Consider the following 23,630-nt stretch of genomic DNA (forward strand, 5'->3'; position numbering starts at 1 on the left):
ACGCTGCAAGCAGAAGGACACATCATGCGCAACCTCCATGGCAAGACCGCGCTCGTCACCGGCGCGAGCAGGGGAATCGGCCGGGCCATCGCCCGGCGTCTGGCCGGTGACGGCGCGCGCGTCGCCGTCCACTACGGCGGCAACGAGCAGGCCGCCGCGGAAACCGTCGCCGCGATCGAGGCGGCCGGCGGGCAGGCGTTCGCCCTGCGGGCCGAACTGGGCACGCCCGGCGACGCCGAACGTCTGTGGGGCGCCTTCGACGCCCGCGCCGACCGGCTGGACATCCTGGTCAACAACGCCGGCGTGCTCAATGACGAGCCGGGCATCGAGCACGTCACCAGGCAGCAGTTCGAGCGGATCTTCGCGATCAACGCCACCGCCCCCTTCTTCGTCACCCAGCACGCCCTGCCCCGGCTGCGCGACGGCGGCCGGATCATCAACATCTCCACGATGCTGACCCGCGGCTCGGCGATGCCGCAGTCCATCAGCTACGCCATGTCCAAGGGCGCGCTCGACGTGCTCACCTCGACGCTGGCCAAGCAGCTCGGCCCACGCGCGATCACCGTCAACACCGTGGCTCCCGGCGTCATCGACACCGACATGCATCAGGGCAGGCTCGTCGGGGAGGCGCTGGCCTGGCTGTCGTCGCTGTCCCCCATGGGCCGCGTGGGCACCCCCGCGGACGTGGCCGACGCGGTCGCGTTCCTGGCCGGCGACGACAGCCGCTGGGTGACCGGCCACTGGCTGGACGCCTCGGGCGGCACCCTGCTCTGACGGCACCCTAGCCGAGCAGCCGGAGAACCCTCTCGGCCTGGGTCTCCAGGGCACCCGCCGGGTTGTGCGGCGTCGCCGGGCCACCGGGACCGAGCTGGAGGAACCAGCCCAGCGCGATCAGGCGGCGGAAGTCCCTGACCCGCTCGGCCTCCCGCGGGGCGAGGCCGACCCGGGACAGCAGCCGCCGCGCGTCCAAGGCGCCGTCGAGGTGGGAGATGTGCTCGCACAGCTCACCGAGCTCGAAGGCACGGTCGTTGCGGCCGGAGTCCTCCCAGTCGACGATCCGGACGCGACGCTCGTGCTCGTCCCACAGGTAGTTCGCGAGGTTGCCGTCAGCCGCCCCTAGAACGGGCGCCGGAGACCCGGCCAGGAGCCTGTCGGGGGCCGCGGAGGCCAGCCAGGCGACACCCGCACGGTACGCCTCCCGCACCACGGGCTCTTCGCCCAGGTCACGCCGCCTGCCGGCCCAGGCGCGAGCCTTGGTGACGGCCGCGGCGGGTCCCCAGGGGGCGGGCTCGACCGCGTCCACCACCCGGCGCGGGACCCGGTGCAGCCGGTCGAGGGCGGTCGCCATCGCCTGGATCTGCTCGTCGGTGATGTCCTCGCCGCGCAGGACGCGGCCGGGCAACCGGGTCATCACGATCATCGGCGGATCGGCGTCGAGCGCGGCCTCCACAGGGGTGGGCGCGAGGCCGGGGGCGTGCTCGGCGAGCAGGGTGAGGGCTGTCCACTCCCGGTGCGGTTCTCCTCGTCCCCACGAGGCGTACCGCTTGGTCACGACGTCGTCGTGGAACTCCAGGTCGTGGGTGCATCGGCCCGTCATACGCCCGCGTCGCCCCTTACGGTGGCACCTCGCGCGGCGGCCGGGCGCAGCCGCGACAATGGGAACATTATGGACAATTTCCTCTCCTCATCCATGAGCGGTCGCGCGCGGGCGCGCGAGCTGGGCGTCGTCGTCGGCGACATGCCGACCGGGCCGTTGAACGCGATCACCGACGTCGAAGGCGTCCTGGTGGGTCACACCACCCTCGACGACGGCGCCGAGCTGCACACCGGGGTCACCGCCATCGTTCCCCGGCAGCTGACCGCCGAACGGCGCGGGCTGCCCGCGGCCGTGTACGCCGGCAACGGGTACGGCAAGCTGGTCGGCTCGACCCAGATCGACGAACTGGGCGTGCTGGAGTCGCCGGTCGTCCTGACCGCCACGCTGTCGGCGTTCCGGGCGGCGGACGCGCTGGTCACCTATCTGATGGACGGCAACCCGGAGGGGATCTCCTTCAACCCGGTCGTGGGCGAGACCAACGACGGCTTCCTGTCCGACATCCGGCGCCGCCCGATCACCGAACGGCACGTGCTCGACGCGCTGGAAGGGGCGTCCGGCGGGCTGCCGGCGGAGGGCTGCGTGGGGGCGGGCACCGGGACGACGGCGCTGGGTTTCAAGGCGGGCATCGGCACCTCGTCCCGGCGGCCGGTGGTGGACGGCGTTCCGGTCACGGTCGGAGCGCTCGTCCAGTCCAACTTCGGTGGCGTGCTGACCGTGCGGGGCGTCCCGATGCCGGTCGAGGAACTCGTCCCGGGGGTGGCGAACGAGGAGCCGGTCGGCAACTCCTGCATGATCGTGGTGGCCACCGACGCGCCGCTCGACGCCCGTCAGCTCGCCCGCCTGGCCCGGCGGGCGATCTTCGCGATGGGCCGCGTGGGGGCGTCGTACTCCCACGGGAGCGGCGACTACGCCATCGCCTTCAGCACCGCGTCACCGCAGGTCCCGGCCCTGCCCGACGCCAGGCTGAACCCGGTGTTCGCCGCGGTCATGGACTCGGTCGAGGAGGCGCTGCTCAACTCCCTGTTCGCCGCGACGACCACGACCGGCGTGCGCGGCCGCACCAGCCATGCCGTCCCGTACGACCGGTTGCTGGAGCCGGTGCCCGGAGAGCCGGTCGGGTAGCCGTTCGGCGGTCAGGACGGCTGGAGCTCGTCGAAGAGGGCGAGGGCTTCGGCGGGGTCCGGGCTCACCAGGCGTTCCAGACCGGCCGCGGTGATCTTCGCGTATTTGGCGGCCCGTGCCCACATCTGCTGCTCGAAGGCGCGGACGGCCTCGTCCCCGTCGCCGGGGTTTGCGGCGACGGCCTCGGCGAGCTCGGCGCCTTCCAGCATCGCGAGGTTCGCGCCCAGGCCCAGCGGGGGCATCAGGTGGGCGGCGTCGCCCAGCAGCGTCACCCCGGGTACGTGGTCCCAGGTGTGGGCCACGGGCATGACGTAGAGGGGGCGGCGGGTGAACGTGGTGCCGTGGCGGAGGAGATCGAGGACGGCAGCGGCCCACCCGTCGAACAGGGCCAGCAGGCTCGACCGCACGGCCTCGGCATCGGCATCGGCCGGGTCCGCCGCGTCCAGTGGTGCGCGGAACTGGGCGTAGACCTTGACGTGGCCGCCGCTGTTGCGCTGGGCGACGACGGCGCGGTTCACGCCGTACACGGCCAAGGAACCGTCGCCGATCAGGCGGGCGAGGTCGGGGTGGCGGGCGTCGACGTCGTCCAGGGAGGTCTCGACGGAGGTGACGCCGGTGTAGCGCGGCGTCGCGGACGAGAGCGCCGCGCGGACCCGGGACCAGGCGCCGTCCGCGCCCACCACGAGGTCGAACGCCTCCTGCCGCCCGTCCGCGGAGCGGACCAGCACGCCGTCCCGGGTGCCGGGCACCACCTCGGTGACACCCCGCCCCCATTGGACGTCCAGAGGGCCGAGCAGCAGGTCACGGAGTTGCCCGCGGTCGATCTCGGGATTGGCCCGCTCATCCGGACGGGGTCGCCAGTCACGCAGGACGGTCCCGTCCGTGTCCAGGATGCGCATGGCCTGTCCCTCCGGACGGGACAGCGTCCGGAACCCCGCCAGCAGCCCCGCCTTGTCCAGCGCGCGCTGGCCCATCCCTTCGTGCAGGTCCAGCGTGCCGCCCGGAGAACGGGCGCCAGGGGACGAATCGCGATCGAGGACGGTGACGGGATGGCCATGTCGGTGCAGGACGCGGGCGAAGGTGAGGCCGGCGGGGCCGCCTCCCACGACAGCGATACGATGTCTCATGTCGATACACTGTATTTCCTCGATACACCGTATCGCAACACTACGATGTATCCATGACTGTGTGGGACCGTCCGGAGCCGCCGACCCGCCCCGCGCCGCTCGACCGGGAGCGCATCGTCGCCGCCGCCGTCGCGCTGGCCGACGAGGGCGGGCTGGAGGCGGTGTCGTTGCGCAAGGTCGCCGCCCGGCTCGACGTCGGCCCGATGCGCCTGTACGGCTACCTGTCCACCAAGGAGGAGCTGTTCGACCTCATGGTGGACGAGGTCTACGCCGAGATCCTCCCCGAGGAGCCGCCCGGCGACTGGCGGGAGGCGCTGCGCGGCCACGCCGACCGCATCAGACGGGCCGCCCTCCGGCACGAATGGCTGGCCGACCTGCTCGGCGGACGTCCGAGCCTGGGCCCCAACGCCCTCGCCGCGACAGAGGGCATGCTGTCCGCCCTCGACGGCGTCGCCGACCTCGACACCGTCATGCGGGCCGTGGAGACGGTCAGCGCGTACACCACCGGCGCGATCAGGCGCGAGGTCGCGGGCCTGCGGGCCGAGCGCGCCACGGGCCTGTCCGAGCTCGACTGGCAGCGCGCCCGCGGCCCGCACGTGAGCAGGATGCTGGCCACGGGCCGCTTCCCCTCGCTGGCCAGGCTCGTGCACGACGGCACGGAGGTGGACGCCGATGAGTCCTTCGCGACCGGCCTGGCCTGGGTCCTCGACGCCGTGGCCGCCAAGTTCGGCCTCTAGGATGGTCGCCGCCGGACGCGCACGGCAGGACGACGATCGCCTGCGGGCGCTGTTCGACGCGGCCCGGGACGTCTTCGGCGCCCCGGAGGCGGCCGAGGCGTCCGCGAGACTCCGGCAGTGCGCCGCCGTCTGCGAGGACTACGCCGACCGCGTCTTCACCGCCCTCCACGAACCGCCACCCGCGACGGACCACGACGCGGGGGCGCCCGAGACGTCCCGGGCGACCCCGCGTGAGGCGCTGGGGGGCGGGCGATGACGCCTTCGGTGTCGGCCGTGTCGGGGCGGCGGATGTGGCCGTTGTACGCCGCCGGGTTCACCACCGCGTTCGGCGCGCACGGCATCGCCGCCAACCTCGGCGGGTTCTCCGGCGACGCGGTCACCTCGCTGCTCGTCCTCGGCGCGCTGCTGGCCCTGTACGACGGCGCCGAGGTGCTGCTCAAGCCGCTGTTCGGCAGCCTCGCCGACCGGATCGGCGCCCGTCCGGTGCTGCTGGGCGGCCTGGTGGCCTTCGCGATCGCCTCCGCCCTGTACGTCGTCGCCGACAGCCCCGGCTGGTTGTGGGCCGCCCGCCTGGGCCAGGGCGCGGCGGCCTCGGCGTTCTCACCGTCGGCCTCGGCGCTGGTGGCCAGGCTCAACCCCGCCGCCAAGCTCGGCCGGGCCTTCGGCGGCTACGGCTTCTGGAAGTCGATCGGCTACACCCTGGGCCCGCTGCTGGGCGGCGTGCTGGTGTGGGCCGGCGGGCTGCGGCTGCTGTTCGCCGTCCTGACGGTGCTGGGCGTGGCCGTCGCCGTGTGGGCCGCGCTGGCCGTGCCCGCCGTGCCGCCGCTGCCCAAGGCCCGCCAGACGGTGCTGGACCTGGCGCGGCGCCTGGCCGACCCGGCGTTCCTCGTCCCGACCGCGGCCCTGGCCGGGGCCACCGCCGCGCTGTCGGTCGGCGTGGGGTTCCTGCCCGTGTCCGGCAGGGTCGCCGGTCTCGGCACGGTCGCGACCGGCGCCGCGGTGTCCGTCCTGGCGGCGTGCGCGGCGGTCGTGCAGCCCAGGGCCGGGCGGGCCCTCGACGCGGGGCGGCTGGGGACCCGTACCGGCCTGCTGGCAGGGCTGCTGGTCACCGCGGCCGGGCTGGCCTGCGCGATGCTGCCCGGTCTGACCGGGATCCTGTCGGCGGCCGTACTGATCGGGGCCGGGACCGGGCTCATCACCCCGCTCGGGTTCGCCGCCCTCGCCGCCCGCACCCCCGCCGAACGCATGGGCCAGACGATGGGCGCCGCCGAACTCGGCCGGGAGCTGGGCGACGCGGGCGGCCCGCTGCTCGTGGCCGGCGTCGCCACCCTCGCCTCGCTCACCTACGGCTACGCCGCCCTCGCGATCCTGCTCGCCGTCGGCCCGCTCATCGCCCTCACCCTCCGCCGTTCCCCCACCACCTGACCGCCCGCCAAGCCCGGCCGGCCCCCCTGAGGGGCCATGTGACAGCGGCGTGACAGGCGTCGTTCCGGGCGTGTTAGGCGCCGGTCCCTATAACCGTTGGCATGTCGATCATCGACCTCCTCCGGCGGGAATGGGCCGCGTTCCGCCGCCCCGGCCGCCTGACAGCCCTGACCGTCGCCGCCCTGGCCGTCATCGGGCTGGGCCTGATGTCCGCGTTCGCCGGACGTCCCTCCTGCGACGGCCCCTGCCCCGCCGCCCCCGTCGCCGCCGACGGCTCCACCGTCAGCGACACGTTCTGGTTCCTGCACCGCGGCCTGGGCCGCGAGGGCAGCATCACGGTCCGGATGACGTCCATGACCGGGACGATCACCTATCCCCCGCCGAACCACGACCAGCTCGTGGCCGGGCTGGTGCCCTGGGCGAAGGCCGGGATCATCGTCAAGGACGGCCTGCGTCAGGGCTCCCGATACGCGGCCCTCGCCATGACCGGCGCCCACGGCGTGCGCTTCCAGTACGACTACAAGCACGACCTGGCGGGAAGCCCCGACCGGCTCCCGCGCTGGCTGCGCCTGACCCGCTCGGGCGACACCGTCACCGGCGCCGAGTCCGCCGACGGCCGGCAATGGCACACCGTGGGCACGGCGACGCTGGCCGGACTGCCGGAATCCGTGCAGGTCGGCCTCTTCGCCACCTCGCCCGGAGACCTCACGCTCCGCGAGACCGGCCTCGGCGGCGCGATCGAGGAGTCCCGGTTCACCCAGGCCGTCGGCGTCTTCGACCAGGTCGCCGTCGAGGGCGGTCACGACGGCGCCTGGGCCAGTGATCCTGTGGGCGAGATGAACCACACCGACTGGGAGAAGTACCACAATCCCTCCGGAGCCGTGCAGAAGGGCGGGATCATCACGGTCAGCGGCACCGGCGACATCGGCCCGCTCAACGAGGAGGCGCCGCGCGTCGCAGAGAACCTGCTGGCCGGGCTGGTGATCGCGCTCGTCGTCGTGCTCGTGGTGGCCGTCCGCCACGGCTCCCGTACGGCCGGTGGGGCGGGTGCGCGGCGGACGGTCGCCGCCCGTGCGGCCGTCGTCGGGGCGACGGCCTTCGTGACCGGCCTGGTGGCCGCCGGAGTCGTCCTGCCGGTGGGCGTCGCGATCCTGAGCGGGAACGGCACGCCGGCACAGCCACTGCCCGGGCTCACCGGCGCACGGGTGATCGTCGGCGTCGCGCTGGTGCTCGCGCTCTGCGCCGTACTCGCGTTCGGGCTGGGCGTGCGGCTGCGGCGGGGCTGGGCGGCGATCGTCGTCGCGCTCGCGCTGGTCGCGCTGCCGTACGGCGTGACGGCGGTGCCGCTGCTGCCCGACGCCGTCTCCGGCTGGCTGCTCCGGCTGACCCCGGCGGCGGGCTTCGCCGTGCTCCAGACGCGGGCGGAGTATCCGCAGGTGACCGCCCACTACGCGCCCTCGGCGGGGTACTTCCCGCTGCCCGGGTGGGCCGGGCTCGCCGTCCTGGCCGGGTACGCGGCGTTCGCGGCGTGGCAGGCGCTGCGAGGCACGGCGACCGGTGAGGCCGCGCCGGGACGGACCACCCGGCCCGGCTCTGGCATCATCGCCGGGTGATCCCCATGACGACCGACCGGCTTCTCCTGCGCCTGCCGGACGACGACGACCTCGCCCCCTTCGCCGCCATGAACGCCGACCCCGAGGTCATGCGATACATCGGCGACGGTTCCGTCCAGCCCCCGGACTCAGCCGCGGCGGGGATCGCGCGCGCCCACCGCGAATGGCACGAACGCGGCTACGGCCTGCTCGCGGTCGTCGTGCGCGAGACCGGACGGACGGCCGGCTGGGTCACGCTGACGGTGCCCGCGTTCCTCCCCGAGGTCCTGCCCGCCGTGGAGATCGGCTGGCGGCTCGGCCGGCAGCACTGGGGGAACGGCTACGCCACCGAGGCGGCCGGGCGGCTGCTGGGGTTCGGGTTCGCCGAATGCGGCCTCGACCGGATCGTCAGCATCCGTCACGTGGACAACCAGCGCTCCCGCCGGGTGATGGACAAGCTGGGCCTGCGGTTCGCGTTCGAGACGGTCGTCCCCGCGCACGGCCGGCCGGTCGCCGTGCACGAGATCACCCACGCCTGCCGTACAGATGGAGGACCAGGGGCGCGCACACCGCGGTGACGACGGCGGTCGCGACGAGCGACCAGGTGACCGCCCCCGCGGCGCCCGCGGTGTGGTTCATCAGCCCCCTGGCCGCGGCCGCGACGTGGCTGAGCGGGTTGACCTCGACGAAGGCCCGCAGCCAGCCGGGCATGGTGGCGGGCTGGACGAAGATGTTGCTGGCGAACGAGAGCGGCATCAGCACGACGTTCGCGATGCTGATGACCACCGCCTGGTCGGGCACGAGCAGGGCGACCGCCGCCCACAGCAGTGACAGGGACAGCCCGAACGCCACGACCAGCGCCACCGCCGCCGCCACCCCCGTCACGCCGCCTTCGGGCCGGTAGCCCATGACCAGCCCGAGCACCACCACCACGCCGGACGCGAACACGTACCGGACGGCGTCGCTGACCAGCCCGCCGAGCACGAACGCGCCCCGCCACACCGACAGGGAACGGAACCGGTCGAAGGCCCCGGTCGTCACGTCCTTGGCCAGGCGAGCGCCGCCGTACATGGTGACGATGGCGATGCTCATGGCGAGCGTGCCCGGCAGGAGGAGCGTGAGGTAGTCGCCGGGCGAGCCGCTGACCGCGCCGCCGAACAGGTACGTGAACAGCACGGTGAACAGGACCGGGATCGCGATCGAGTCCACGAGCTGCTTGGGGTCGTGCCGGATCTTGAGCAGGGCCCGCCGGGCGAAGGTCGCGGTGGCGGCGAGCGCCCCGGCGCGACGGCGTGACCCGGCCGCGGCGAGCAGGACGTCGATCGGGTAGGGCTCGGCCGTGGTGCTCACGCGTTCACGTCCTCATGGTCCGAGGTGAAGTCGGGGGTGGAGAGATCGCCGGTCAGGGCGAGGAAGGCCTCGTCCAGGCTGGGCCGGCCCAGGGTGATCTCCGCGATGCCCACCCGCGCGTCGGCGAGCCGGGTCATGGCGTGCCCGACCAGCCGCCCGGCGTCCGCGGCGTCGGCGGGGGCGCTGAGCAGCACCGACAGGGCGAGCGGGTCGTCGTCGGCCAGGTGGACCGTCCCCTCCAGCGCGTCGGCCAGGACCTGCCGGGCCTGCGGGCGCTGCCCGCCGTCGAGGAGCCGCAGGCGCAGGGTGCCGGCGCCGACGCGGGACTTGAGCTGGGCGCTGGTGCCCTCGGCGACGATCCGACCGTGGTCGATGACCGCGATCCGCTCGGCGAGCCGGTCGGCCTCCTCCAGGTACTGGGTGGTGAGCAGCACCGTCGTGCCGGCCGAGGCGATCCGGCGGATCAGGTCCCACACGTGGCCGCGGCTGCGCGGGTCGAGCCCGGTGCTCGGCTCGTCGAGGAACAGCAGGTCGGGCGGGACGATCAGGCCGGCCGCGATGTCCAGCCTGCGTCGCATCCCGCCCGAGTAGCCGGCCACCGGGCGGCCGGCCGCGCCGGTCAGGTCGAAGGCGTCGAGCAGCTCGCCGGCGCGTCGCCGGACGGCTGTGCGGGACAGGCCGTGGAGGCGGCCGAGGATGTTCAGGTTCTCGTGGCCGGTCAGGTCCTCGTCCAGGGCGGCGTACTGGCCGGTGACGGACACGCGGGCGCGGATGGCGTCCCGTTCGCCGAGCAGGTCGTGGCCGAGGACGCGGGCGGTGCCGCCGTCGGGGCGGGTCAGGGTGGCCAGGACGCGGATCGTGGTGGTCTTCCCCGCGCCGTTGGGCCCGAGGAAGCCGAACACCTGGCCGCGCCCGACCGTGAGGTCGATCCCGTCCAGCGCCCGGTTCCGGCCGTAGCTCTTGACCAGTCCGTACGCCTCGATCGCCGGATCGCCGCTTTTCTTTGACATGCCGTAAGACTTGATTATCTCTTACGCGCTGTCAAGATTACGGCGGCGGGATATCATCGCTGCGATGGTCGACGCACTCAACACCGCCACCCGCAGCCGTCGCCGGCGATCCGACGCCCGGCGCAGCATCGACGCGATCCTCGAAGCGGCCCGCGTCGTCCTCGGCGAGCGGCCCGACGCCAGCATGGAAGAGATCGCCACCACGGCGAACGTCACCCGCCAGACCGTCTACGCCCACTTCCCCTCGCGTGACGCCCTGCTGGCCGCCCTCATCGAGACCGCGGCCGCCGAGTACGCGGCCCTGCTCGACGCCGCCGCCCTCGACACCGCCCCGCCCGCCGACGCGCTGGCCGGGTTCCTCGACGCCGGCTGGCAGTTCCTGCGCCGCCATCCCCTGCTGCTCGACCTCACCGTGTCCCGCGTCCACCGTCCCGCGAACGACGACCCCCACGACGTCGTGCCGCCGCGCCTCGAACGGCTCATCCGGCGGGGCCAGCACACCGGCGACTTCGACGGGTCGCCCCCCGCCGCCTGGCTGGCCGCCGCCGTCATCGGGCTCCAGCACGCCGCCGCCGAGGAGATCGCCGACGGCCGCCTCACCGCCCCGGAGGCGGCGGCCCTGTGCCTGGCCAGCGCCCTGCGCCTGTGCGGCGGCGGCGACCGGCCGTGATCCGCTAGGGTCCAGGCGGCCAGGCGACGTCGTCCACGGCGAGGAACGGCGAGAGCGCGACCGAGGCCGGCGTCACCCCCGCGAAGGTCATCACGTCCCTGTGCAGGTGCGACTGGTCGGCGTAGCCGCTCTCGGCCGCCACGTCGGCGGCGCGTTCACCGGCGGCGAGCCGGTGGGCCGCCCGGTCGAAGCGGATCAGCCGGGCCACCCGCTTCGGGGTGAGGCCGACCTGGGCGCGGAACCGGGACCAGAGGCGCTTGCGGCTCCAGCCGGCCTCGACGGCGAGCCGTTCGACGGGCACCCGGCCCCCGCTCGCCGCCATCCGCCGCCAGGAGAAGGCGACCTCAGGATCGGCGGCGCGGCCCGCGTCGGCGCGCCTGGCCAGCGCGTCCTCCGCGATCGCGAACCGGTCCTCCCACGACCCGGCGGCCCGCAACCGCTCCTGGAGGCGTACGGACTCCCGCCCCCAGAGGTCGTCCAGCGAGACCACCGTGCCGCCCAGCTCCGCGGACGCGCCCAGGACGGCGTGCGCGACCATCGGCGACAACCGGATCTGGAGGCATTCCATCCGGCTGGTCAGGCCGCATCCCCGTACCTGCTGAGGCGCGAGACCGGCGACGACGCGTCCGAGCTGCCGCGAGCCGCGGTCGTCCTCGATGACGAACGGCTCGTCGCCGAGGTCGAGGAGCAGAGTGACCGCGGGGTGCGGGACGAGGGCGAGGTCGCGGAACTCGTTGTCCCGGTCGCTGAACCCCGCCATCATGACCCCGGGCAGGCGGCCGGGCCGCGACGGGACGGTGATCTCCCATCGAGGCACATGGGCGTGAACCCGCTCGGCTGACCGCACCCCGACATGCTACGAGCCTCCGACACCGGACGGCGTGCTCGCGAGCGGGATTGACCTCAAGCGTGCCTGAGGTTGCATAGTCGGCCGCATGGAGAGCTTTGAGATCGGTGTGATCCTGCCCGGCGTCGGCGAGCAGCGCAGAAGGGGCCTCGACCTGCGGGAGGCCGCCCGGCACGCGGAGGACGCCGGGTTGGACGGCGTCTGGCACGGCGATCACCTGGCCATCGGCGGGCCGACCCTGGACGCGTCGATCGCGCTGGCCACCGCCGCCGCCGTCACGTCGAGGATCAGGATCGGCGCAAGCGTGTTCGTCCCGGGGATCCGGCCGCTGGCCTGGGCGGCCAAGCAGGTCGCCAGCCTGCAGCACGTGTCCGGCGGCAGGCTGGTGCTGGGCGTCGGCTCGGGCGGCGGGCCGGGGCAGTGGGCTGCCGCCGGGGTGGCGTACGGGCGGCGCGGGCGCCGTACGGACACCGCGCTGGAACTGCTCCCCGACCTGCTGGCCGGGAAGGAGACCCGGCTGCCGGACGAGCCGGGACAACCGCCGGTCACGCTGACCCCGGCCGTGGCCATGCCGCCCGTGTGGGTCGGCAACGCGTCGGAGGCGGCGATCCGGCGGGCTGCGCGGCTGGGCGACGGCTGGTTCCCCTCGCTGATCTCCCCGCGGGAGGTCGCCGAGGGAAGGGCACGGCTGGCCGGGCTGGCCGGGCAGGCAGGCCGTCCCGTTCCGGTCGTCGTCATCGGTTGCGCCGCCGCGCTGGGAGCCGGGCCCGACGTCCCGTCCCGGGCGCAGGTGGCGTCCGGGATCAGCGCCGGCTACGGCCGTCCGCTTGAGGACGTCCTGCCGATCCCCCTCACCGGCCACCCCGAGGAGGCCGCCGGACGACTGAACGACTACCGCGAGGCCGGGGCGAGCCACGCGGTCGTCGGGATCTCGGGCGGCGACTGGCGCAGACAGGTGGACCTCCTGGCGCAGGTGCGAATCCTCCTGCACGGGTGACGTCCGGACGAACCGCGCCGTGGCGTCATGGGCCGGCCCGCGCGCAGGGCCTCGACCAGCTCGGCGGGCACGCGGGCGCGTAGGGCGAGGGCGTCGGCGGCCAGGGCGTCGAACACCGGCCGCGACTGCCGCTCCAGGTAGCGGCCCAGCGCGGCGGCTCGCAGCTGGGCCTTGCCGCCGAAGGTCGCGTACAGGCTGGAGCGGCGGAGTCCGGTCGCCTGGACGACCTCGGCGGTGCCGGTGACCTCGGCCCCGCGCTGCCAGAACAGGGCCATCACAAGGCTCCGGCACAACCTCACCCGATGGCGTACTCGGTGAAGTGGCCGCAGGCGGTGAAGCTGAGGCGGCGGTAGACGGGCTCGCCGTCGGCGGAGGCCTGCAGCACCGCGGTCTCGTAGCCCGCGTCGCGGGCGGTGTGCAGGGCGGCCAGGGTGATGGCGCCGCCGTAGCCTCGGCGACGTGCGGTGGCGAGAGTGGCGATGTTGTAGATCCCGGCGACGCCCGCGTACAGGAAGACCTCGGCCGAGCAGACGGGACGCCCGTCGACGTATCCGACCAGGTACCGGGCGGGACAGTCGGCGGTCAGCGACCATGGCGCGGCGTCGGCGAAGAACCGGCGCACGGTGGCGGCGGGCGGGTCCCAGTTCGCAGCCAGAACCGTGGCGTGGTCGGCGAGCTGGGCGGGGGTGGTCGCCAGGCGGATGTCCAGGCCGTCGGCGTGCGCTTCAGGGAGCGGCGCGCGCAGGTCCTTCCACATGCCCGTCTCGGTCTCCGAGGCTTCGAGCCCGGCCGCCCTGAGGCGCTCGGCGAGGCCGGCCGGTGTGGAGGCCGGGCCCACCCACCAGGAGAACGGGCGGCCGGTGGCGGCCAGGGCGCGGACGGTTTCCGCGATGCGGGCCTGGACGGTGTCCGGGGTGAAGCGGGCCGCCGCGACGATGTTGAAGGTGTCGTCGCCCAGGCCGCTGTCGGCGATCAGCAGGTCGCCGGTCTCGGTGACGGACGCGCCTTCCAGGTTCCGGTGCAGGTGGCAGGCGTGCTCGGCGAGATTCTGCTCCATCGCGAGCATGAGCCCGGATTCATCGATCGACGGATTCGTGTCCACGACGATCATTGCAGCATGCCCGGCCCGCGACGTGGAACTCGACGGCCTGCCGACAGTAGGTCGTGCGTTACGGCCGGTATTGGGGTGTTTCGTTGCTATGGTCGCGCGCATGCGATCGAGCTACCTCTCCTGGGACGATGCCGTTGACCTGTTCGAGCGGCGCGGCCTGCCGAAGGAGACGTACCAGAACCTGTACGAGGAGGAGTACATCCTCGTGCCCGGCCCCGCCGCGGTGACCGGCGAACTCCCCCTCGACGAGCACGGGCGCACGCCGTGGCGGGAGGACACCCCCGAGGCGGCGACCGGCTACATCATCGACGGCGACCTGGTCGTCGACGGGAACGTCACCGACGTGGACGACGGCTCCGCCGCGCTGATCGTCCTGGGGAACCTGCGGACGAGGAACATCTACCTGGCCGGCGACGCCAAGCTGATCGTGCAGGGCCACGTGACGTCCGAGACGTTCGTCGGCGACTGGACCGACAAGCTGGTGATGATCCATGGGGACCTGCGCACCACCGTCTCGATCTTCTGGAACGAGTTCTGCCCTGACCTGGTCGCCGGCACCCTCCACGGCAGGATCCTCGCGCCGGCCTACCTCGACCTGTCCGACGTCCCTGTCGGCGCTCTGGCCGACCCGTCACCGCCGGCCCCGCTCGGCGAGCTTCTCGTGCCCGAACTGCTGATCACCGGCGCCCCCGGCCCCGACGACCTCACCGAGATCGGCGTCCGCGGCGACGCCCTCCGCGACCGCCTGCTGTCCGGCCTCCCTCTCACGATCGCACCATCCACCCCGGACGCCGATCGCGCATGACGGGCGTTTCCGCCACACGGGCCTTGTCCCCCAAACCCACCCACGACCACAGGTCCCGGTCAGACATATTGACGACGTGCCTTCGACATGGGCCGCGGTTCACGCTTTGGAAGCGAAATCCGCGATCTACCGAAGGACGGTCATGTCATTCCAGCTCAGGAAATGCCGGAACTTACTGTCGGCGGCGGTCACCCTGACCGCGTGACGGCGCTGACCGGCGCCGTCACCGCGCACGCCGCCACCGCCCAGGCCCCCACCCCTGCCGCTGCCGCCGACCAGAGCGTCAGCACCGTACGGACCGGTGACGGGTTCGACGTGCTGATCGGCGGCCAGGCACGCGTCCACCTCGCACAACCGGAGAAGTCGGACGGCGTCGTGACCGCCGCCGGCCCCGGGCGTGTCGCCACCATCCCCGACCGCGACGGCTCCCGCGTCGAGGTGCTGGGCCTGTCGGACGACGCGGGCGCGGCGTTCGTGGCCGCCTACCCCGACACGCGCGACGACCGTTCGACGGCCGCGGCTCGTGCGGCCCGACGACCGCCGTCATGACGATGGCCGGCTACCAGCTCAAGGAGTGGGGGCTGTGGGTGAACCACTACTCGCCCTACGGCCGCCACGTGACCGACGAGTACCGCTACAACAACACGACCTTCAACCGGACCGCGCCCGACTTCTCCGGCAACGGCTCGTGGATGGGGGCGCACGGCGCGGTCTACGACGCGAGGTGGGGCGCGGGTTGGGAAGACATGCGCGACCAGGTGTACGACACCGCCTACCTGCGTCCCGTCCAGCTCTGGGGCAACTGACCCGGCCTGCCCGCCCAAGGTCGGGTTGCTGATATCTCAGCGCCCTCCTACTGTGATCCCAGTTGTTCGCGGACGGGATTCCACATCCCTCCGTCGCGAACGCCGGACACCTTGGACGGAGTATGTCGTGACCACTGCACTCATCATCGGCGACATCCAGCGGGGCATCACGGGCGGTTTCCCGTTCGCCCGGCAGGTCGTGCCACCGCTCACCGAACTGCTCCCCCGCGCCCGAGCCGCCGGTGCTCTCGTGGTGTTCGTGCACTTCGCCTTCCGCGCCAACGGGACCGACGTGCCACCCCACAGCGCGCTGATGAAGTCGTTCTTCGAGGCCGGGGACGCCTTCCACGAAGGGTCGGCCGGGACCGAGCTCGACCTGCCGGTCACCGAGCAGGACGTCGTCGTGCTGAAGCGCCGCGCCAGCGCGTTCGCGGGCACCGACCTCGACCTGGTGCTCCGCGCGCGCGGCGTCACCACGGTGGCCGTGGCCGGGGTCGCGACCAGTGCGATGGTGGCCGCGACGTGCTACGACGCCGCCGACCGCGGCTACCGGGTGTCCGTGCTGCGGGACGGCTGCGGCGACGCCGACCCGGCCATGCACGACTTCTTCATGGACGCCATCTTCCCGAGCCGGGGCTTCGACGTGGTGTCGTGCGACGGATGGCGCCCGTCGGCCGAAGCCTGAGTGCGGACCTGACGCCGGTCGGGCTCGGGGGCGCGATTGCAAACACTTCTTCGCGAACGACTCTTTGCGAAGAAGTGTTTGCGGTCTAGGCTGCAAGGCATGACCGAACCTCCCGAGAGCGTGGTCGTCCTCGATGCCAAGGGCCTGCGGGCGCTGGCCCACCCCGTACGGGTGCAACTCGTGGACCTGCTGCGCAAACACGGCCCGTCCACCGCCACCCGCCTGGCCGAGCGCCTGGGGGTGAACTCGGGCACGGCCAGCTACCACCTGCGCAGGCTCGGGGCCGCCGGGTTCGTGCAGGAGGACACCGAGCGCGGCAACGCCCGCGAGCGCTGGTGGCGTTCGGTCCACCAGGTCACCCGGCTCACCGACGACGAACTGTCGGAGCGGGAGCCCGAGGCGGTGCTGGCCTACATGCAGTCCATCGCCGCCCTGTACAACCTGCGCACCCAGCGGACGCTGAGCGAGCTGCAGACCATGCCGGCGGAGTGGCGGCGCGTGCTGGACCTCAGCTCCGTCGCGCTGCGCCTCACCCCGGAGGAGGCACAGCGGCTGCGCGGGGAACTGGCGGAGGTCGTCTCCCGCTACCGCCCCGACCTGCCCGGCCAGGACGCGCCCGAGGACGCCGCGCGGGTCTCGCTGATCACCCAGCTTCTGCCTGAGCTGCCCGAGGACGCGTGATGGGGCCGCGCGGGTCGTTACGCCCGATGGCCGGCCTGCTCGCGGCCATGACGGTCTCGCTGACCGGCACGCGGGTGTCGGCCCTCGCCCTGCCGTGGTTCGTCCTGACCACGACGGGCAGCGCGGCCCAGACGGGGGTCGTGGCGTTCGCGGAGATGGCCCCGTACGTGCTGGTCAAGGCGCTGGCCGGGCCGCTGGTGGATCGGGTCGGGCCGCGCCGGATCTCGTGGGCCGGGGACGTGGTGAGCGCCACGGCGGCCGGGACGGTCGTCCTGCTGCACGCGCTGGACCTGCTGCCGCTGGGCGCGCTGCTCGCCCTCGTCGCGGCGGTCGGCGCGGCCCGCGGCCCCGGGGACCTGGCCAAGGAGGTCATGGTCCCCGAGGCGGCCGAGCGCGGACGGGTGCCGCTGGAGCGGGCCACCGGGCTGTTGGGCGTGACCGAGCGGCTGGCCCAGACGGTGGGCCCCGCGGCCGGGGGCGCGATGGTGGCACTGCTCGGCCCGCTGACCGGCCTGGTCGTGAGCGTCGTCTGCTTCGCGCTCGGTTCGGTGATCGTGGCATGGGCGCTGCCGCGCGACATGGGCCACAGCGCGCCGGCCCAGGAGGCGCGGGAAGGATACTGGCGGCGGTTCGGCCAGGGGTTCACGTTCCTGCGCGGCGAACCGCTGCTGCTCTCCGTGGTCGTCATGGTCGGCATCACGAATCTGCTCGACGCGGCCTTCAGTCAGGTGCTGGTGTTCGTCTGGGCGAGCGAGTCCGGCCAGGGGGCCGCCGTGGTCGGACTGAACAGCAGCGTGGCGGGGTTCGCGGCCGTCGGCGGCAGCCTGGTCGCGGCCGCCGTGGCGCACCGGATGCCGCGCAGGCCGGTGTTCTTCGTGGCGTTCCTGCTCGCCGGGCCGACGCGGTTCCTCATCCTGGCGGTGGACGCGCCGCTGTGGGTCATGCTGGCGGTGTTCGCGGTGGGCGGGTTCGCCGCCGGATTCCTGAACCCGATCCTCGGGGCGATCTCCTACGAGCGGGTGCCCCGGCACCTGCTGGGCCGGGTCAACGCGCTGCGGGACTCCCTGGCCTGGGCCGGTATCCCGCTCGGGGGGCTGGTGGGCGGGGCGGCGGTGGTGGCCGCGGGGCTGACGCCGGTGCTGCTCGCCGGCGGCGCGGCCTACGCGCTCACCACGAGCCTGACGGGGCTGCGGCCCGAATGGCGGCAGCTGGACGGGCCGCACCGCCAGGGCCCGCCCGCCGTGCCGGCGCCACACGAAGGCGCCGACCGGGCGGGTGCGGCCGGCGCCGAACGTTCCCCCTGACCTGGAGCCCGTTGTCGCGGGTCAGATCCCCGCCGAGATCTTCAGGAGCACCACGCCGCCGATGATCGCGGCGAACGACGCGAGCTTGGCCGGAGTGATCTTCTCCTTGTAGATGAGGGCACCGAGGACGACCGTGCCGATCGAGCCGATGCCGGTCCAGATGGTGTAGCCGACGCCGACGTCGAGGGTCTTCAGCGCCAGGCTCAGGGTGAAGATGCCGCCGGCGGCCGCCAGCAGGGTGAAGACGGAGGGCCACAGCCGGGTGAAGCCATGGGTGGCGTTGGTGCCGAGCGCGAATCCGATCTCGAAGACGATCGCGATGGAGAGGTAGATCCAGGCCATGGTGACGTTCCTTAGGAAGTGGTGGGTGGTCAGACGGTGGCGGGCTTCGACGCGGACAGGCGGTCGGCGAGCTTGAGCCCGAGGACGCCGCCGATGATCAGGACGAAGGCCAGCGCCTTCCAGACGGTGAGCTCCTCCCCGAAGATCACCGAACCGAGCAGCACGGTGCCGACCGAGCCGATGCCGGTCCAGACGGTGTAGCCGACGCCGACGTCCAGGGTCTTCAGCGCCAGGCTCAGGAAGAAGATCCCCCCGGACGCCGCGGCGGCGGTCAGCAGGGACGGCCACAGCTGCGTGAAGCCTTCGGTGGCGTTGGTGGCCAGGGCGAAGACGACCTCGAAGACGGCGGCGACGAGCAGATAGATCCAAGCCATCTCGGACCTCTCCTTATATGTATGTATGTGCAAACTTCTGGGCGACAGGGAGAAGCTTGCATGTGCATGTATGCTTTTGTCAATCCCGTCCGAGCGGCCGGGTCCTCAAAGAAGGAGGAGGCTTCCATGGCTCCGACGGCTTCCACCCCACCCCCGGCTCCGGCGCCCTCGGCGCTCTCCGAGGCTTGGAACGACGTCCTGCTGCTGCACGCCCGCGTGGAGAACGCCCTTGCCGTCGTCCTCCAGCGGCGGCACGGCATCGGCCTGTCGGAGTACCGGGCGCTCGGGCATCTCGCCACCTCGGCGGCCGGCGAGCTGCGCATGCAGGAACTGGCCGACAAGATCGGGCTCAACCAGAGCTCGGTGACCCGGCTGGTGACCCGGCTGAACACGGCGGAGTTCACGTACCGGGATGTGTGCCCGGACGACAAGCGCGGGGTCTACACCGTCATCACCGAGTCGGGCCGGACGCGCTACGCCGAGGCGAACGCCACGTACGAGGCGACGCTCAGGAACGTCCTGGAGGAGGCCGGACAGGCGGACCCGCGGCTCGTCCCGGCGCTGTCGGCCCTGGGCCTGCTGGACGGATGACTTGACCCTCGGCCCCGGCAGAACCGGCCTGCCACCCGATATCGAGGAGTTGAACATGCGCACCGTTCGGATCACCCGCTTCGGCGGCCCGGACGTTCTGACGATCGCCGAGGCGCCCGCGCCCAGGGCACAGGAGGGCGAGGTGCTGGTACGCGTCGTCGCCTCCGCCCTCAACCCGGTTGACGACAAGACCCGTGAAGGGGCCATCGGCGAGGGCGCCCCTCCGCTGCCGATGACCTTGGGCTGGGAGCTTGCGGGCATTGTCGTGGACAGCCGGGAGGAGTCGTTGCCCGTGGGTGAGCGGGTCTTCGGCATGTCCCACCAGCTTGACACCGCCCGGGGGACCTGGGCCGACCTCGTCGCCGTGCCGGTCGGCTCGCTGGCCGTCGCGCCGTCGGCGGTCAGCCTGGTGGAGGCGGCGACGCTGCCGTTGCCAGGGCTCACCGCCCTGCAGACGCTCGACTGGCTGGACCTGCGGGCGGGCGAACGGCTGCTGGTGGCGGGCGCGGCCGGCGCGGTGGGCGGGCTGGCCGTGCAGCTGGCGCGGGCGCGCGGCGTACGGGTGGACGCCCTGGTCTCCAGGCCGGCCCAGGTCGAGGCGGCCCAGGAGCTGGGGGCGGAGTGGGCCACGACCGACCCCGCGGATCTTCCGTCCGCCGCCTACGACGCCGTCTTCGACACCTTCGGCGCCTTCATCACCGGGGCCGTGGCCGACGGGGGCCGCTACGCCTCCGTCGCCACCCAGGCCGGGCCGGTGCCGGACCTGTCCGGCCGGTCGGTCCGCACCACCGTCAACCAGGTGCGCGAGGACGGCCCGGGGCTCGCCGAACTGGCCAAGGCGGTCGACGCGGGCCAGGTCCAGGCCCGGGTCGAGGCCCAGTACGGCCTCCAGGACGTACGGGCGGCGCACGAGCACTTCCGGCGCGGCCGGCTGACCGGCAAGATCGCCCTCTTACTCTGAGGCCACGGCGCTCAGATCATGCGTCGCAGCGCGGTCTCCACGGCGTCGATCAGCGGATCACCCTCGGTCCGCGGATGCCGGGCGAGGCCGAGCTCGACGTCCGGCAGGGCGGGCAGGGCGCCGGGATCGTGGCAGGCCATGACCGGTTCGAGGTTGCCGGGCATGAGCGCCGCGACGCCGAGCCCGGCCCGCAGCGCGGCCAGCACGCCGGCCAGGCTGTTGCTCTCGAACACCGCCCGCCAGCGCCGCCCGGTGCCGTCCAGCGTCTCGACCACCGACCTGCGCCACGCGCACGTGCCGGTGAACAGCACCACCGGCAGCGGGTCGGCGGTCGGATCGACGCCCTGGCCGATCGCCCAGACCAGCGGGCGGCGCACGGTCCAGCGCGGCGGGCCGGGCAGGTCCGGCACCTCGTCGAGCACGAGCTGGACGCGGCCCGCGTCGTAGGCTTCCCGGATCGCGGGGCCGGAGAGGCTGAGCACCTCCAGCGTCGCGCCGGGGTGCAGCCGGGCCAGGTCGGCGAGGGCCTGCGGGAGGTGCGCCGCGGCCAGGTCCTCCAGCAGCCCGACGCCGCAGCGGCCGGTGAGCGCCCGCCCGGTCGCGGTGAGCGCCTGCGCGGAGAGCGCGAGGATGCGCTCGGCGTACGGCAGCAGCTCCTCACCCGCCCGCGTCAGCGAGACGCCGGACGGCGACCGGTGGAGCAGCGGGCGGCCGACGGCGCTCTCCAGCTTGCGCAACTGCTGGCTGAGCGCGGGCTGCGTGTGCCCGAGCGCGGTCGCGGCGCGGCTGATGCTGCCGGCCCGCACGGCGGTGACGAAGGACCGCAGCAACCCGGTCTCCAGATCTCTGGCCATAAGCATTCATTATGGCCCCTCCAACGAAACAACGACTTCCTATGGCCTGGAGGATGACCTAGCGTCGCCCGGGTGACCGGATACAGACAGGTTCTCGCCGTTCCCGGAATGGCCGCGCTGCTGGGCGTCTCGCTGCTCGCCCGTGCCGCGATCACCGCCGACGTGACGGCGCTGACCATGTACGTCGTGCTGGGCCTGGACCTGGGCTACGTGGCGGCGGGCGGCGTCGTGGCGGCCCTGACCGCCGGGGTGGCGCTGGGCGGGCCGCTGCTCGGCCGCCTGATGGACCGGCGGGGGCTGCGCACCGTGCTGCTGGCGACCGTCGCCGCGCAGGTCGTGTTCTGGGCGAGCGTACCGGTCCTGCCGTACGGGGCGCTGCTGGGCGCGGCCGTCGTGGCGGGGCTGCTGATGGTGCCGGTCCAGGCGGTGACCCGGCAGGCGATCGCCGCGATGACGACGCCGGGGCAGCGGCGGCCCGCGTTCGCGCTGGAGTCGGTGCAGGGCGAGCTGTCGTACCTGGTGGGGCCGGCGGTGGTCGTCCTGTGCGCGGCGCAGTTGTCCCCCGAGGTGGTGGCGTGGGGGCTCGGCGCGGTGATCGCGACCGGCGGGATCGGGGTCGCGCTGCTCAATCCGCCGCTGCGGGCCGAGGGCGAGCCGGAGGCCGGTGCGCCCGGGCGTACGCGGCGCCGGGAGTGGCTGGGCGGCCGGATGATCGCCGTCCTGACGATGGGGTTCGGCGCCACGGCGCTGCTCAGCGGCATCGACCTCGCCATCGTCGCCACGCTCAAGGAGGCGGGTCAGGTGTCCTGGGCCGCCGTGGTCGTGGCCGTGTTCGGCGTCACCTCCGTCGCGGGCGGGCTGATCCACGGCGTGCTGCGCCGGTCGCTGCCCACGTGGGCGCTGCTCGGTCTGCTCGGGCTGGTGACGATCCCCGCCGGGCTGGCCCACGACTGGCGCTGGCTGTGCCTGGCCGTCGTCGGCGCCGGGCTGCTCACCGCGCCGACCCAGGCCACGGTGGCCGACGCGGTGAGCAGGCTGGCGCCGGCCGGTGTACGGGGGGAGGCGACGGGTCTGCAGGCGTCGGCGGCCAGCGCGGGCTTCGCGCTCGGAGCGCCGCTCGCCGGGCTGGCGGTGGACGCGTCCATGCCAGGTGGCGGCTTCGCGGCCGCCGGGCTGGCCGGCCTCGCCGCCGCCCTGGCCGGGGGCCTGCTGTCCCGCTCCCGGCGCCCGCGCGGCGGGCCCGGCGAACCGGGCTTCACCGACAGCAGCACCCCGGTTACAGTACGAGGGCCGACACAGGTCTCGTGAGGGCGTGATGCGATGTGATGCCCGACGGACGGGCGGAGGTGTCCCGCGCGGTCGACCGGCGCGTGGCCCTGGCCCGGGAGTGGGACGCGCTGGTCCGGCAGGTCCGCGAGCTCGACGGGTTCGGCGACTTCCTGCGGCCGCCGCAGCCGAGCAGTCTGCTGCCGGCCGCCGCGCACGGCCCGGTCGTCATGGTCAACCTCAGCCAGTGGCGCTGTGACGCGCTGATCGTGACCGCCGACGGCGTACGGGCCGTCCCGCTGCCCGGGGTGACGCTGACGGCGGTCGCCGAGCGGACCGGCGGCTACCTCCGCGTCCTGCGCGCCGTCGACCAGGCCGTCCACGACCTGTACGCCGCCAGGGAGCGCTACGACGACGGCGACCACACCCCGGAGGCGATCAGGCGCTACACCGGCGCCAAGCTCGCGCTCAACCGGGCCGCCGAAACCCGCGAGGCCACGCTCACCGAGCTGCTGGCCTGGCTCTGGGACGAGATCGCCGCGCCGGTGCTCGCCGACCTGCGCCTCACCGCCCCCGTGGCGGAAGGCGCGCCCTGGCCGCGTCTGTGGTGGTGCCCGACGGGGCTGCTGACCCTCCTCCCCATGCACGCCGCCGGTCATCACGACGGCACGGGCCGCGCGGTGATCGACCGGGCGATCTCCTCCTACACGCCCTCCCTGCGCGCCTTACGCGCGGCCCGCCGGCCCCTCGACCCGAACCCCGGCGACGAGCGCATGCTGGTCGTCGCCCTTGAGCGGACGACCGGCACGACCCCGCTCACCGACGTGGCACGCGAGCGCGACCTGCTCACCTCCCTCTTCTCCTCCCGGGCGACGCTGCTGGAGGGCGAGGCCGCCACCACCGGCGCGGTGCGCGCCGAGCTGCCCCGCCACAGGTGGGCGCACTTCTGCTGCCATGGCGGCCAGGACCTCGCCGCGCCCTCGCAGGGCGGCCTGCTGCTGCACGACCGCGTCCTCACCATCGCCGACATCAGCGCCGACCTCAGCGCCGAGCCGTACCGGGGCGAGTTCGCGTTCCTGTCGGCCTGCATGACGGCCACCGGCGGGGTGGACCTCCCCGACGAGGCGATCACGCTGGCCGCCGCCCTGCACCACACCGGCTACCGGCAGGTCATCGGCACCCTCTGGTCGGTGTACGACGACCTGGCGGCCGACGTCGCCGAAGCCGTGTACGCCGACCTGACCGCGTCCGGCCGGTTCGAGCCGGGCCGCGCCGCCCACGCCCTGCACCGGGCGGTCCACGGTCTCCGCGACGCGCGGGGGCTCCCGCCGAGCGCGTGGACGCCTTTCGTGCACCTCGGTCCCTGAAGGAGGGTC

At 73.6% G+C, this 23,630-nt stretch carries 29 protein-coding genes; 19 read left to right on the forward strand and 10 right to left on the reverse strand.

Annotated elements, in window-relative coordinates; genetic code table 11:
* The first annotated feature begins 24 nt into the window (after positions 1 to 24).
* Positions 25 to 774, forward strand: coding sequence for an SDR family oxidoreductase (locus tag ABZ815_RS48265; protein ID WP_357708909.1), 750 nt, complete (start codon positions 25 to 27; stop codon positions 772 to 774).
* A gap of 7 nt (positions 775 to 781) precedes the next feature.
* Here ABZ815_RS48265 and ABZ815_RS48270 read toward each other — a convergent pair whose 3' ends face one another.
* On the reverse strand, positions 782 to 1,597 hold the full coding sequence (locus ABZ815_RS48270; protein WP_357708911.1) for an aminoglycoside phosphotransferase family protein: 816 nt from the start codon (positions 1,595 to 1,597) through the stop codon (positions 782 to 784).
* Positions 1,598 to 1,690: 93 nt separating this feature from the next.
* Between ABZ815_RS48270 and ABZ815_RS48275 the strand changes: the two genes are divergently transcribed.
* Positions 1,691 to 2,719 carry a P1 family peptidase gene (locus tag ABZ815_RS48275; protein WP_357708913.1) on the forward strand — a complete coding sequence of 343 codons (1,029 nt, stop codon included), beginning with the start codon at positions 1,691 to 1,693 and terminating at the stop codon, positions 2,717 to 2,719.
* An 11-nt stretch (positions 2,720 to 2,730) separates the two neighbouring features.
* Here ABZ815_RS48275 and ABZ815_RS48280 read toward each other — a convergent pair whose 3' ends face one another.
* The gene (locus ABZ815_RS48280) at positions 2,731 to 3,846 is read right to left on the reverse strand and encodes an NAD(P)/FAD-dependent oxidoreductase (protein WP_357708915.1); all 1,116 of its coding nucleotides are present in this window, start codon (positions 3,844 to 3,846) and stop codon (positions 2,731 to 2,733) included.
* 53 nt (positions 3,847 to 3,899) lie between these two features.
* On the opposite strand from ABZ815_RS48280, the gene ABZ815_RS48285 reads away from it, so the two are divergent.
* From ABZ815_RS48285 to ABZ815_RS48305, 5 genes are all read left to right on the forward strand, one after another.
* Positions 3,900 to 4,583, forward strand: a complete 684-nt coding sequence (locus ABZ815_RS48285) for a TetR/AcrR family transcriptional regulator (protein ID WP_357708917.1) — start codon at positions 3,900 to 3,902, stop codon at positions 4,581 to 4,583.
* Between the two features lies 1 nt (position 4,584).
* A complete protein-coding gene (locus ABZ815_RS48290) occupies positions 4,585 to 4,839 on the forward strand; it encodes a Chromate resistance protein ChrB (protein ID WP_357708919.1) in 255 nt (84 codons plus the stop codon).
* The gene (locus ABZ815_RS48295) at positions 4,836 to 6,008 is read left to right on the forward strand and encodes an MFS transporter (protein ID WP_357708921.1); all 1,173 of its coding nucleotides are present in this window, start codon (positions 4,836 to 4,838) and stop codon (positions 6,006 to 6,008) included. Before ABZ815_RS48290 ends, ABZ815_RS48295 begins: the two co-directional genes overlap by 4 nt.
* Positions 6,009 to 6,109: 101 nt before the next feature.
* On the forward strand, positions 6,110 to 7,621 hold the full coding sequence (locus ABZ815_RS48300) for a hypothetical protein (RefSeq protein WP_357708923.1): 1,512 nt from the start codon (positions 6,110 to 6,112) through the stop codon (positions 7,619 to 7,621).
* A 5-nt stretch (positions 7,622 to 7,626) separates the two neighbouring features.
* The gene (locus tag ABZ815_RS48305) at positions 7,627 to 8,178 is read left to right on the forward strand and encodes a GNAT family N-acetyltransferase (protein ID WP_357709005.1); all 552 of its coding nucleotides are present in this window, start codon (positions 7,627 to 7,629) and stop codon (positions 8,176 to 8,178) included.
* On the opposite strand, the gene ABZ815_RS48310 is transcribed toward ABZ815_RS48305, so the two are convergent.
* Positions 8,126 to 8,950 (reverse strand): ABC transporter permease, encoded by an 825-nt coding sequence (locus tag ABZ815_RS48310; protein WP_357708924.1) that lies wholly within the window; start codon positions 8,948 to 8,950, stop codon positions 8,126 to 8,128. The genes ABZ815_RS48305 and ABZ815_RS48310 overlap by 53 nt on opposite strands.
* Positions 8,947 to 9,960, reverse strand: coding sequence for an ATP-binding cassette domain-containing protein (locus tag ABZ815_RS48315; RefSeq protein ID WP_357708927.1), 1,014 nt, complete (start codon positions 9,958 to 9,960; stop codon positions 8,947 to 8,949). Before ABZ815_RS48315 ends, ABZ815_RS48310 begins: the two co-directional genes overlap by 4 nt.
* Positions 9,961 to 10,024: 64 nt before the next feature.
* Between ABZ815_RS48315 and ABZ815_RS48320 the strand changes: the two genes are divergently transcribed.
* Positions 10,025 to 10,630 carry a helix-turn-helix domain-containing protein gene (locus ABZ815_RS48320; RefSeq protein WP_357708930.1) on the forward strand — a complete coding sequence of 202 codons (606 nt, stop codon included), beginning with the start codon at positions 10,025 to 10,027 and terminating at the stop codon, positions 10,628 to 10,630.
* 4 nt (positions 10,631 to 10,634) lie between these two features.
* Here ABZ815_RS48320 and ABZ815_RS48325 read toward each other — a convergent pair whose 3' ends face one another.
* Positions 10,635 to 11,477, reverse strand: coding sequence for a helix-turn-helix domain-containing protein (locus ABZ815_RS48325; protein WP_357708932.1), 843 nt, complete (start codon positions 11,475 to 11,477; stop codon positions 10,635 to 10,637).
* A gap of 88 nt (positions 11,478 to 11,565) precedes the next feature.
* On the opposite strand from ABZ815_RS48325, the gene ABZ815_RS48330 reads away from it, so the two are divergent.
* A complete protein-coding gene (locus tag ABZ815_RS48330) occupies positions 11,566 to 12,474 on the forward strand; it encodes an LLM class flavin-dependent oxidoreductase (protein ID WP_357708934.1) in 909 nt (302 codons plus the stop codon).
* Here ABZ815_RS48330 and ABZ815_RS48335 read toward each other — a convergent pair.
* A complete protein-coding gene (locus tag ABZ815_RS48335) occupies positions 12,369 to 12,749 on the reverse strand; it encodes a helix-turn-helix domain-containing protein (protein ID WP_357708938.1) in 381 nt (126 codons plus the stop codon). The two genes, ABZ815_RS48330 and ABZ815_RS48335, sit on opposite strands and share 106 nt — an antisense overlap.
* A gap of 20 nt (positions 12,750 to 12,769) precedes the next feature.
* Entirely contained in the window at positions 12,770 to 13,576 is an 807-nt protein-coding gene (locus ABZ815_RS48340) for a GNAT family N-acetyltransferase (RefSeq protein ID WP_357708940.1), read from the reverse strand.
* A gap of 109 nt (positions 13,577 to 13,685) precedes the next feature.
* On the opposite strand from ABZ815_RS48340, the gene ABZ815_RS48345 reads away from it, so the two are divergent.
* The 6 genes from ABZ815_RS48345 to ABZ815_RS48370 all read left to right on the forward strand — a co-directional run bounded on the left by ABZ815_RS48345 (position 13,686) and on the right by ABZ815_RS48370 (position 17,866).
* Positions 13,686 to 14,390 carry a hypothetical protein gene (locus tag ABZ815_RS48345; protein WP_357708942.1) on the forward strand — a complete coding sequence of 235 codons (705 nt, stop codon included), beginning with the start codon at positions 13,686 to 13,688 and terminating at the stop codon, positions 14,388 to 14,390.
* Positions 14,391 to 14,591: 201 nt separating this feature from the next.
* Positions 14,592 to 14,939, forward strand: coding sequence for a hypothetical protein (locus ABZ815_RS48350; RefSeq protein ID WP_357708944.1), 348 nt, complete (start codon positions 14,592 to 14,594; stop codon positions 14,937 to 14,939).
* Positions 14,936 to 15,196, forward strand: a complete 261-nt coding sequence (locus ABZ815_RS48355) for a hypothetical protein (protein ID WP_357708946.1) — start codon at positions 14,936 to 14,938, stop codon at positions 15,194 to 15,196. The genes ABZ815_RS48350 and ABZ815_RS48355 overlap by 4 nt, the downstream gene beginning before the upstream one ends.
* Before the next feature lie 127 nt (positions 15,197 to 15,323).
* A complete protein-coding gene (locus ABZ815_RS48360) occupies positions 15,324 to 15,881 on the forward strand; it encodes an isochorismatase family cysteine hydrolase (RefSeq protein WP_357708948.1) in 558 nt (185 codons plus the stop codon).
* Between the two features lie 99 nt (positions 15,882 to 15,980).
* Positions 15,981 to 16,562: a winged helix-turn-helix domain-containing protein gene (locus tag ABZ815_RS48365; RefSeq protein WP_357708950.1), complete on the forward strand. Its 582-nt coding sequence runs from the start codon at positions 15,981 to 15,983 to the stop codon at positions 16,560 to 16,562.
* Positions 16,562 to 17,866 (forward strand): MFS transporter, encoded by a 1,305-nt coding sequence (locus tag ABZ815_RS48370; protein ID WP_357708953.1) that lies wholly within the window; start codon positions 16,562 to 16,564, stop codon positions 17,864 to 17,866. Before ABZ815_RS48365 ends, ABZ815_RS48370 begins: the two co-directional genes overlap by 1 nt.
* Positions 17,867 to 17,887: 21 nt before the next feature.
* Here the strand turns inward: ABZ815_RS48370 and ABZ815_RS48375 are convergent, their stop codons facing one another.
* Positions 17,888 to 18,208 carry a multidrug efflux SMR transporter gene (locus ABZ815_RS48375; RefSeq protein WP_357708955.1) on the reverse strand — a complete coding sequence of 107 codons (321 nt, stop codon included), beginning with the start codon at positions 18,206 to 18,208 and terminating at the stop codon, positions 17,888 to 17,890.
* 29 nt (positions 18,209 to 18,237) lie between these two features.
* Positions 18,238 to 18,582: a multidrug efflux SMR transporter gene (locus ABZ815_RS48380; RefSeq protein ID WP_357708957.1), complete on the reverse strand. Its 345-nt coding sequence runs from the start codon at positions 18,580 to 18,582 to the stop codon at positions 18,238 to 18,240.
* 126 nt (positions 18,583 to 18,708) lie between these two features.
* Between ABZ815_RS48380 and ABZ815_RS48385 the strand changes: the two genes are divergently transcribed.
* Positions 18,709 to 19,173, forward strand: a complete 465-nt coding sequence (locus tag ABZ815_RS48385; RefSeq protein WP_357708959.1) for a MarR family transcriptional regulator — start codon at positions 18,709 to 18,711, stop codon at positions 19,171 to 19,173.
* A 55-nt stretch (positions 19,174 to 19,228) separates the two neighbouring features.
* Complete coding sequence (locus ABZ815_RS48390) at positions 19,229 to 20,134, forward strand: NADP-dependent oxidoreductase (protein WP_357708961.1); 906 nt, start codon at positions 19,229 to 19,231, stop codon at positions 20,132 to 20,134.
* Between the two features lie 11 nt (positions 20,135 to 20,145).
* On the opposite strand, the gene ABZ815_RS48395 is transcribed toward ABZ815_RS48390, so the two are convergent.
* The gene (locus ABZ815_RS48395) at positions 20,146 to 20,988 is read right to left on the reverse strand and encodes a LysR family transcriptional regulator (protein WP_357708964.1); all 843 of its coding nucleotides are present in this window, start codon (positions 20,986 to 20,988) and stop codon (positions 20,146 to 20,148) included.
* Positions 20,989 to 21,060: 72 nt separating this feature from the next.
* Here ABZ815_RS48395 and ABZ815_RS48400 point away from each other — a divergent pair, with 72 nt between their 5' ends.
* Both ABZ815_RS48400 and ABZ815_RS48405 read left to right on the forward strand, forming a co-directional pair.
* On the forward strand, positions 21,061 to 22,296 hold the full coding sequence (locus ABZ815_RS48400) for an MFS transporter (protein WP_357708966.1): 1,236 nt from the start codon (positions 21,061 to 21,063) through the stop codon (positions 22,294 to 22,296).
* A 17-nt stretch (positions 22,297 to 22,313) separates the two neighbouring features.
* Positions 22,314 to 23,621, forward strand: coding sequence for a CHAT domain-containing protein (locus ABZ815_RS48405; protein WP_357708968.1), 1,308 nt, complete (start codon positions 22,314 to 22,316; stop codon positions 23,619 to 23,621).
* Positions 23,622 to 23,630: the final 9 nt, after the last annotated feature.

It is taken from the genome of Nonomuraea sp. NPDC047529 (assembly GCF_040642995.1).
GTDB lineage: Bacteria > Actinomycetota > Actinomycetes > Streptosporangiales > Streptosporangiaceae > Nonomuraea.

What these genes read in the sequence shown, in the direction of transcription:
- ABZ815_RS48265 (WP_357708909.1), top strand. Translation starts at nt 25, where the DNA reads ATGCGCAACCTCCATGGCAAGACCGCGCTCGTCACCGGCGCGAGCAGG.
- ABZ815_RS48270 (WP_357708911.1), bottom strand. Translation starts at nt 1,597, where the DNA reads ATGACGGGCCGATGCACCCACGACCTGGAGTTCCACGACGACGTCGTG.
- ABZ815_RS48275 (WP_357708913.1), top strand. Translation starts at nt 1,691, where the DNA reads ATGAGCGGTCGCGCGCGGGCGCGCGAGCTGGGCGTCGTCGTCGGCGAC.
- ABZ815_RS48280 (WP_357708915.1), bottom strand. Translation starts at nt 3,846, where the DNA reads ATGAGACATCGTATCGCTGTCGTGGGAGGCGGCCCCGCCGGCCTCACC.
- ABZ815_RS48285 (WP_357708917.1), top strand. Translation starts at nt 3,900, where the DNA reads ATGACTGTGTGGGACCGTCCGGAGCCGCCGACCCGCCCCGCGCCGCTC.
- ABZ815_RS48290 (WP_357708919.1), top strand. Translation starts at nt 4,585, where the DNA reads ATGGTCGCCGCCGGACGCGCACGGCAGGACGACGATCGCCTGCGGGCG.
- ABZ815_RS48295 (WP_357708921.1), top strand. Translation starts at nt 4,836, where the DNA reads ATGACGCCTTCGGTGTCGGCCGTGTCGGGGCGGCGGATGTGGCCGTTG.
- ABZ815_RS48300 (WP_357708923.1), top strand. Translation starts at nt 6,110, where the DNA reads ATGTCGATCATCGACCTCCTCCGGCGGGAATGGGCCGCGTTCCGCCGC.
- ABZ815_RS48305 (WP_357709005.1), top strand. Translation starts at nt 7,627, where the DNA reads ATGACGACCGACCGGCTTCTCCTGCGCCTGCCGGACGACGACGACCTC.
- ABZ815_RS48315 (WP_357708927.1), bottom strand. Translation starts at nt 9,960, where the DNA reads ATGTCAAAGAAAAGCGGCGATCCGGCGATCGAGGCGTACGGACTGGTC.
- ABZ815_RS48320 (WP_357708930.1), top strand. Translation starts at nt 10,025, where the DNA reads ATGGTCGACGCACTCAACACCGCCACCCGCAGCCGTCGCCGGCGATCC.
- ABZ815_RS48330 (WP_357708934.1), top strand. Translation starts at nt 11,566, where the DNA reads ATGGAGAGCTTTGAGATCGGTGTGATCCTGCCCGGCGTCGGCGAGCAG.
- ABZ815_RS48335 (WP_357708938.1), bottom strand. Translation starts at nt 12,749, where the DNA reads ATGGCCCTGTTCTGGCAGCGCGGGGCCGAGGTCACCGGCACCGCCGAG.
- ABZ815_RS48345 (WP_357708942.1), top strand. Translation starts at nt 13,686, where the DNA reads ATGCGATCGAGCTACCTCTCCTGGGACGATGCCGTTGACCTGTTCGAG.
- ABZ815_RS48355 (WP_357708946.1), top strand. Translation starts at nt 14,936, where the DNA reads ATGACGATGGCCGGCTACCAGCTCAAGGAGTGGGGGCTGTGGGTGAAC.
- ABZ815_RS48365 (WP_357708950.1), top strand. Translation starts at nt 15,981, where the DNA reads ATGACCGAACCTCCCGAGAGCGTGGTCGTCCTCGATGCCAAGGGCCTG.
- ABZ815_RS48370 (WP_357708953.1), top strand. Translation starts at nt 16,562, where the DNA reads ATGGGGCCGCGCGGGTCGTTACGCCCGATGGCCGGCCTGCTCGCGGCC.
- ABZ815_RS48375 (WP_357708955.1), bottom strand. Translation starts at nt 18,208, where the DNA reads ATGGCCTGGATCTACCTCTCCATCGCGATCGTCTTCGAGATCGGATTC.
- ABZ815_RS48380 (WP_357708957.1), bottom strand. Translation starts at nt 18,582, where the DNA reads ATGGCTTGGATCTATCTGCTCGTCGCCGCCGTCTTCGAGGTCGTCTTC.
- ABZ815_RS48385 (WP_357708959.1), top strand. Translation starts at nt 18,709, where the DNA reads ATGGCTCCGACGGCTTCCACCCCACCCCCGGCTCCGGCGCCCTCGGCG.
- ABZ815_RS48390 (WP_357708961.1), top strand. Translation starts at nt 19,229, where the DNA reads ATGCGCACCGTTCGGATCACCCGCTTCGGCGGCCCGGACGTTCTGACG.
- ABZ815_RS48395 (WP_357708964.1), bottom strand. Translation starts at nt 20,988, where the DNA reads ATGGCCAGAGATCTGGAGACCGGGTTGCTGCGGTCCTTCGTCACCGCC.
- ABZ815_RS48405 (WP_357708968.1), top strand. Translation starts at nt 22,314, where the DNA reads ATGCCCGACGGACGGGCGGAGGTGTCCCGCGCGGTCGACCGGCGCGTG.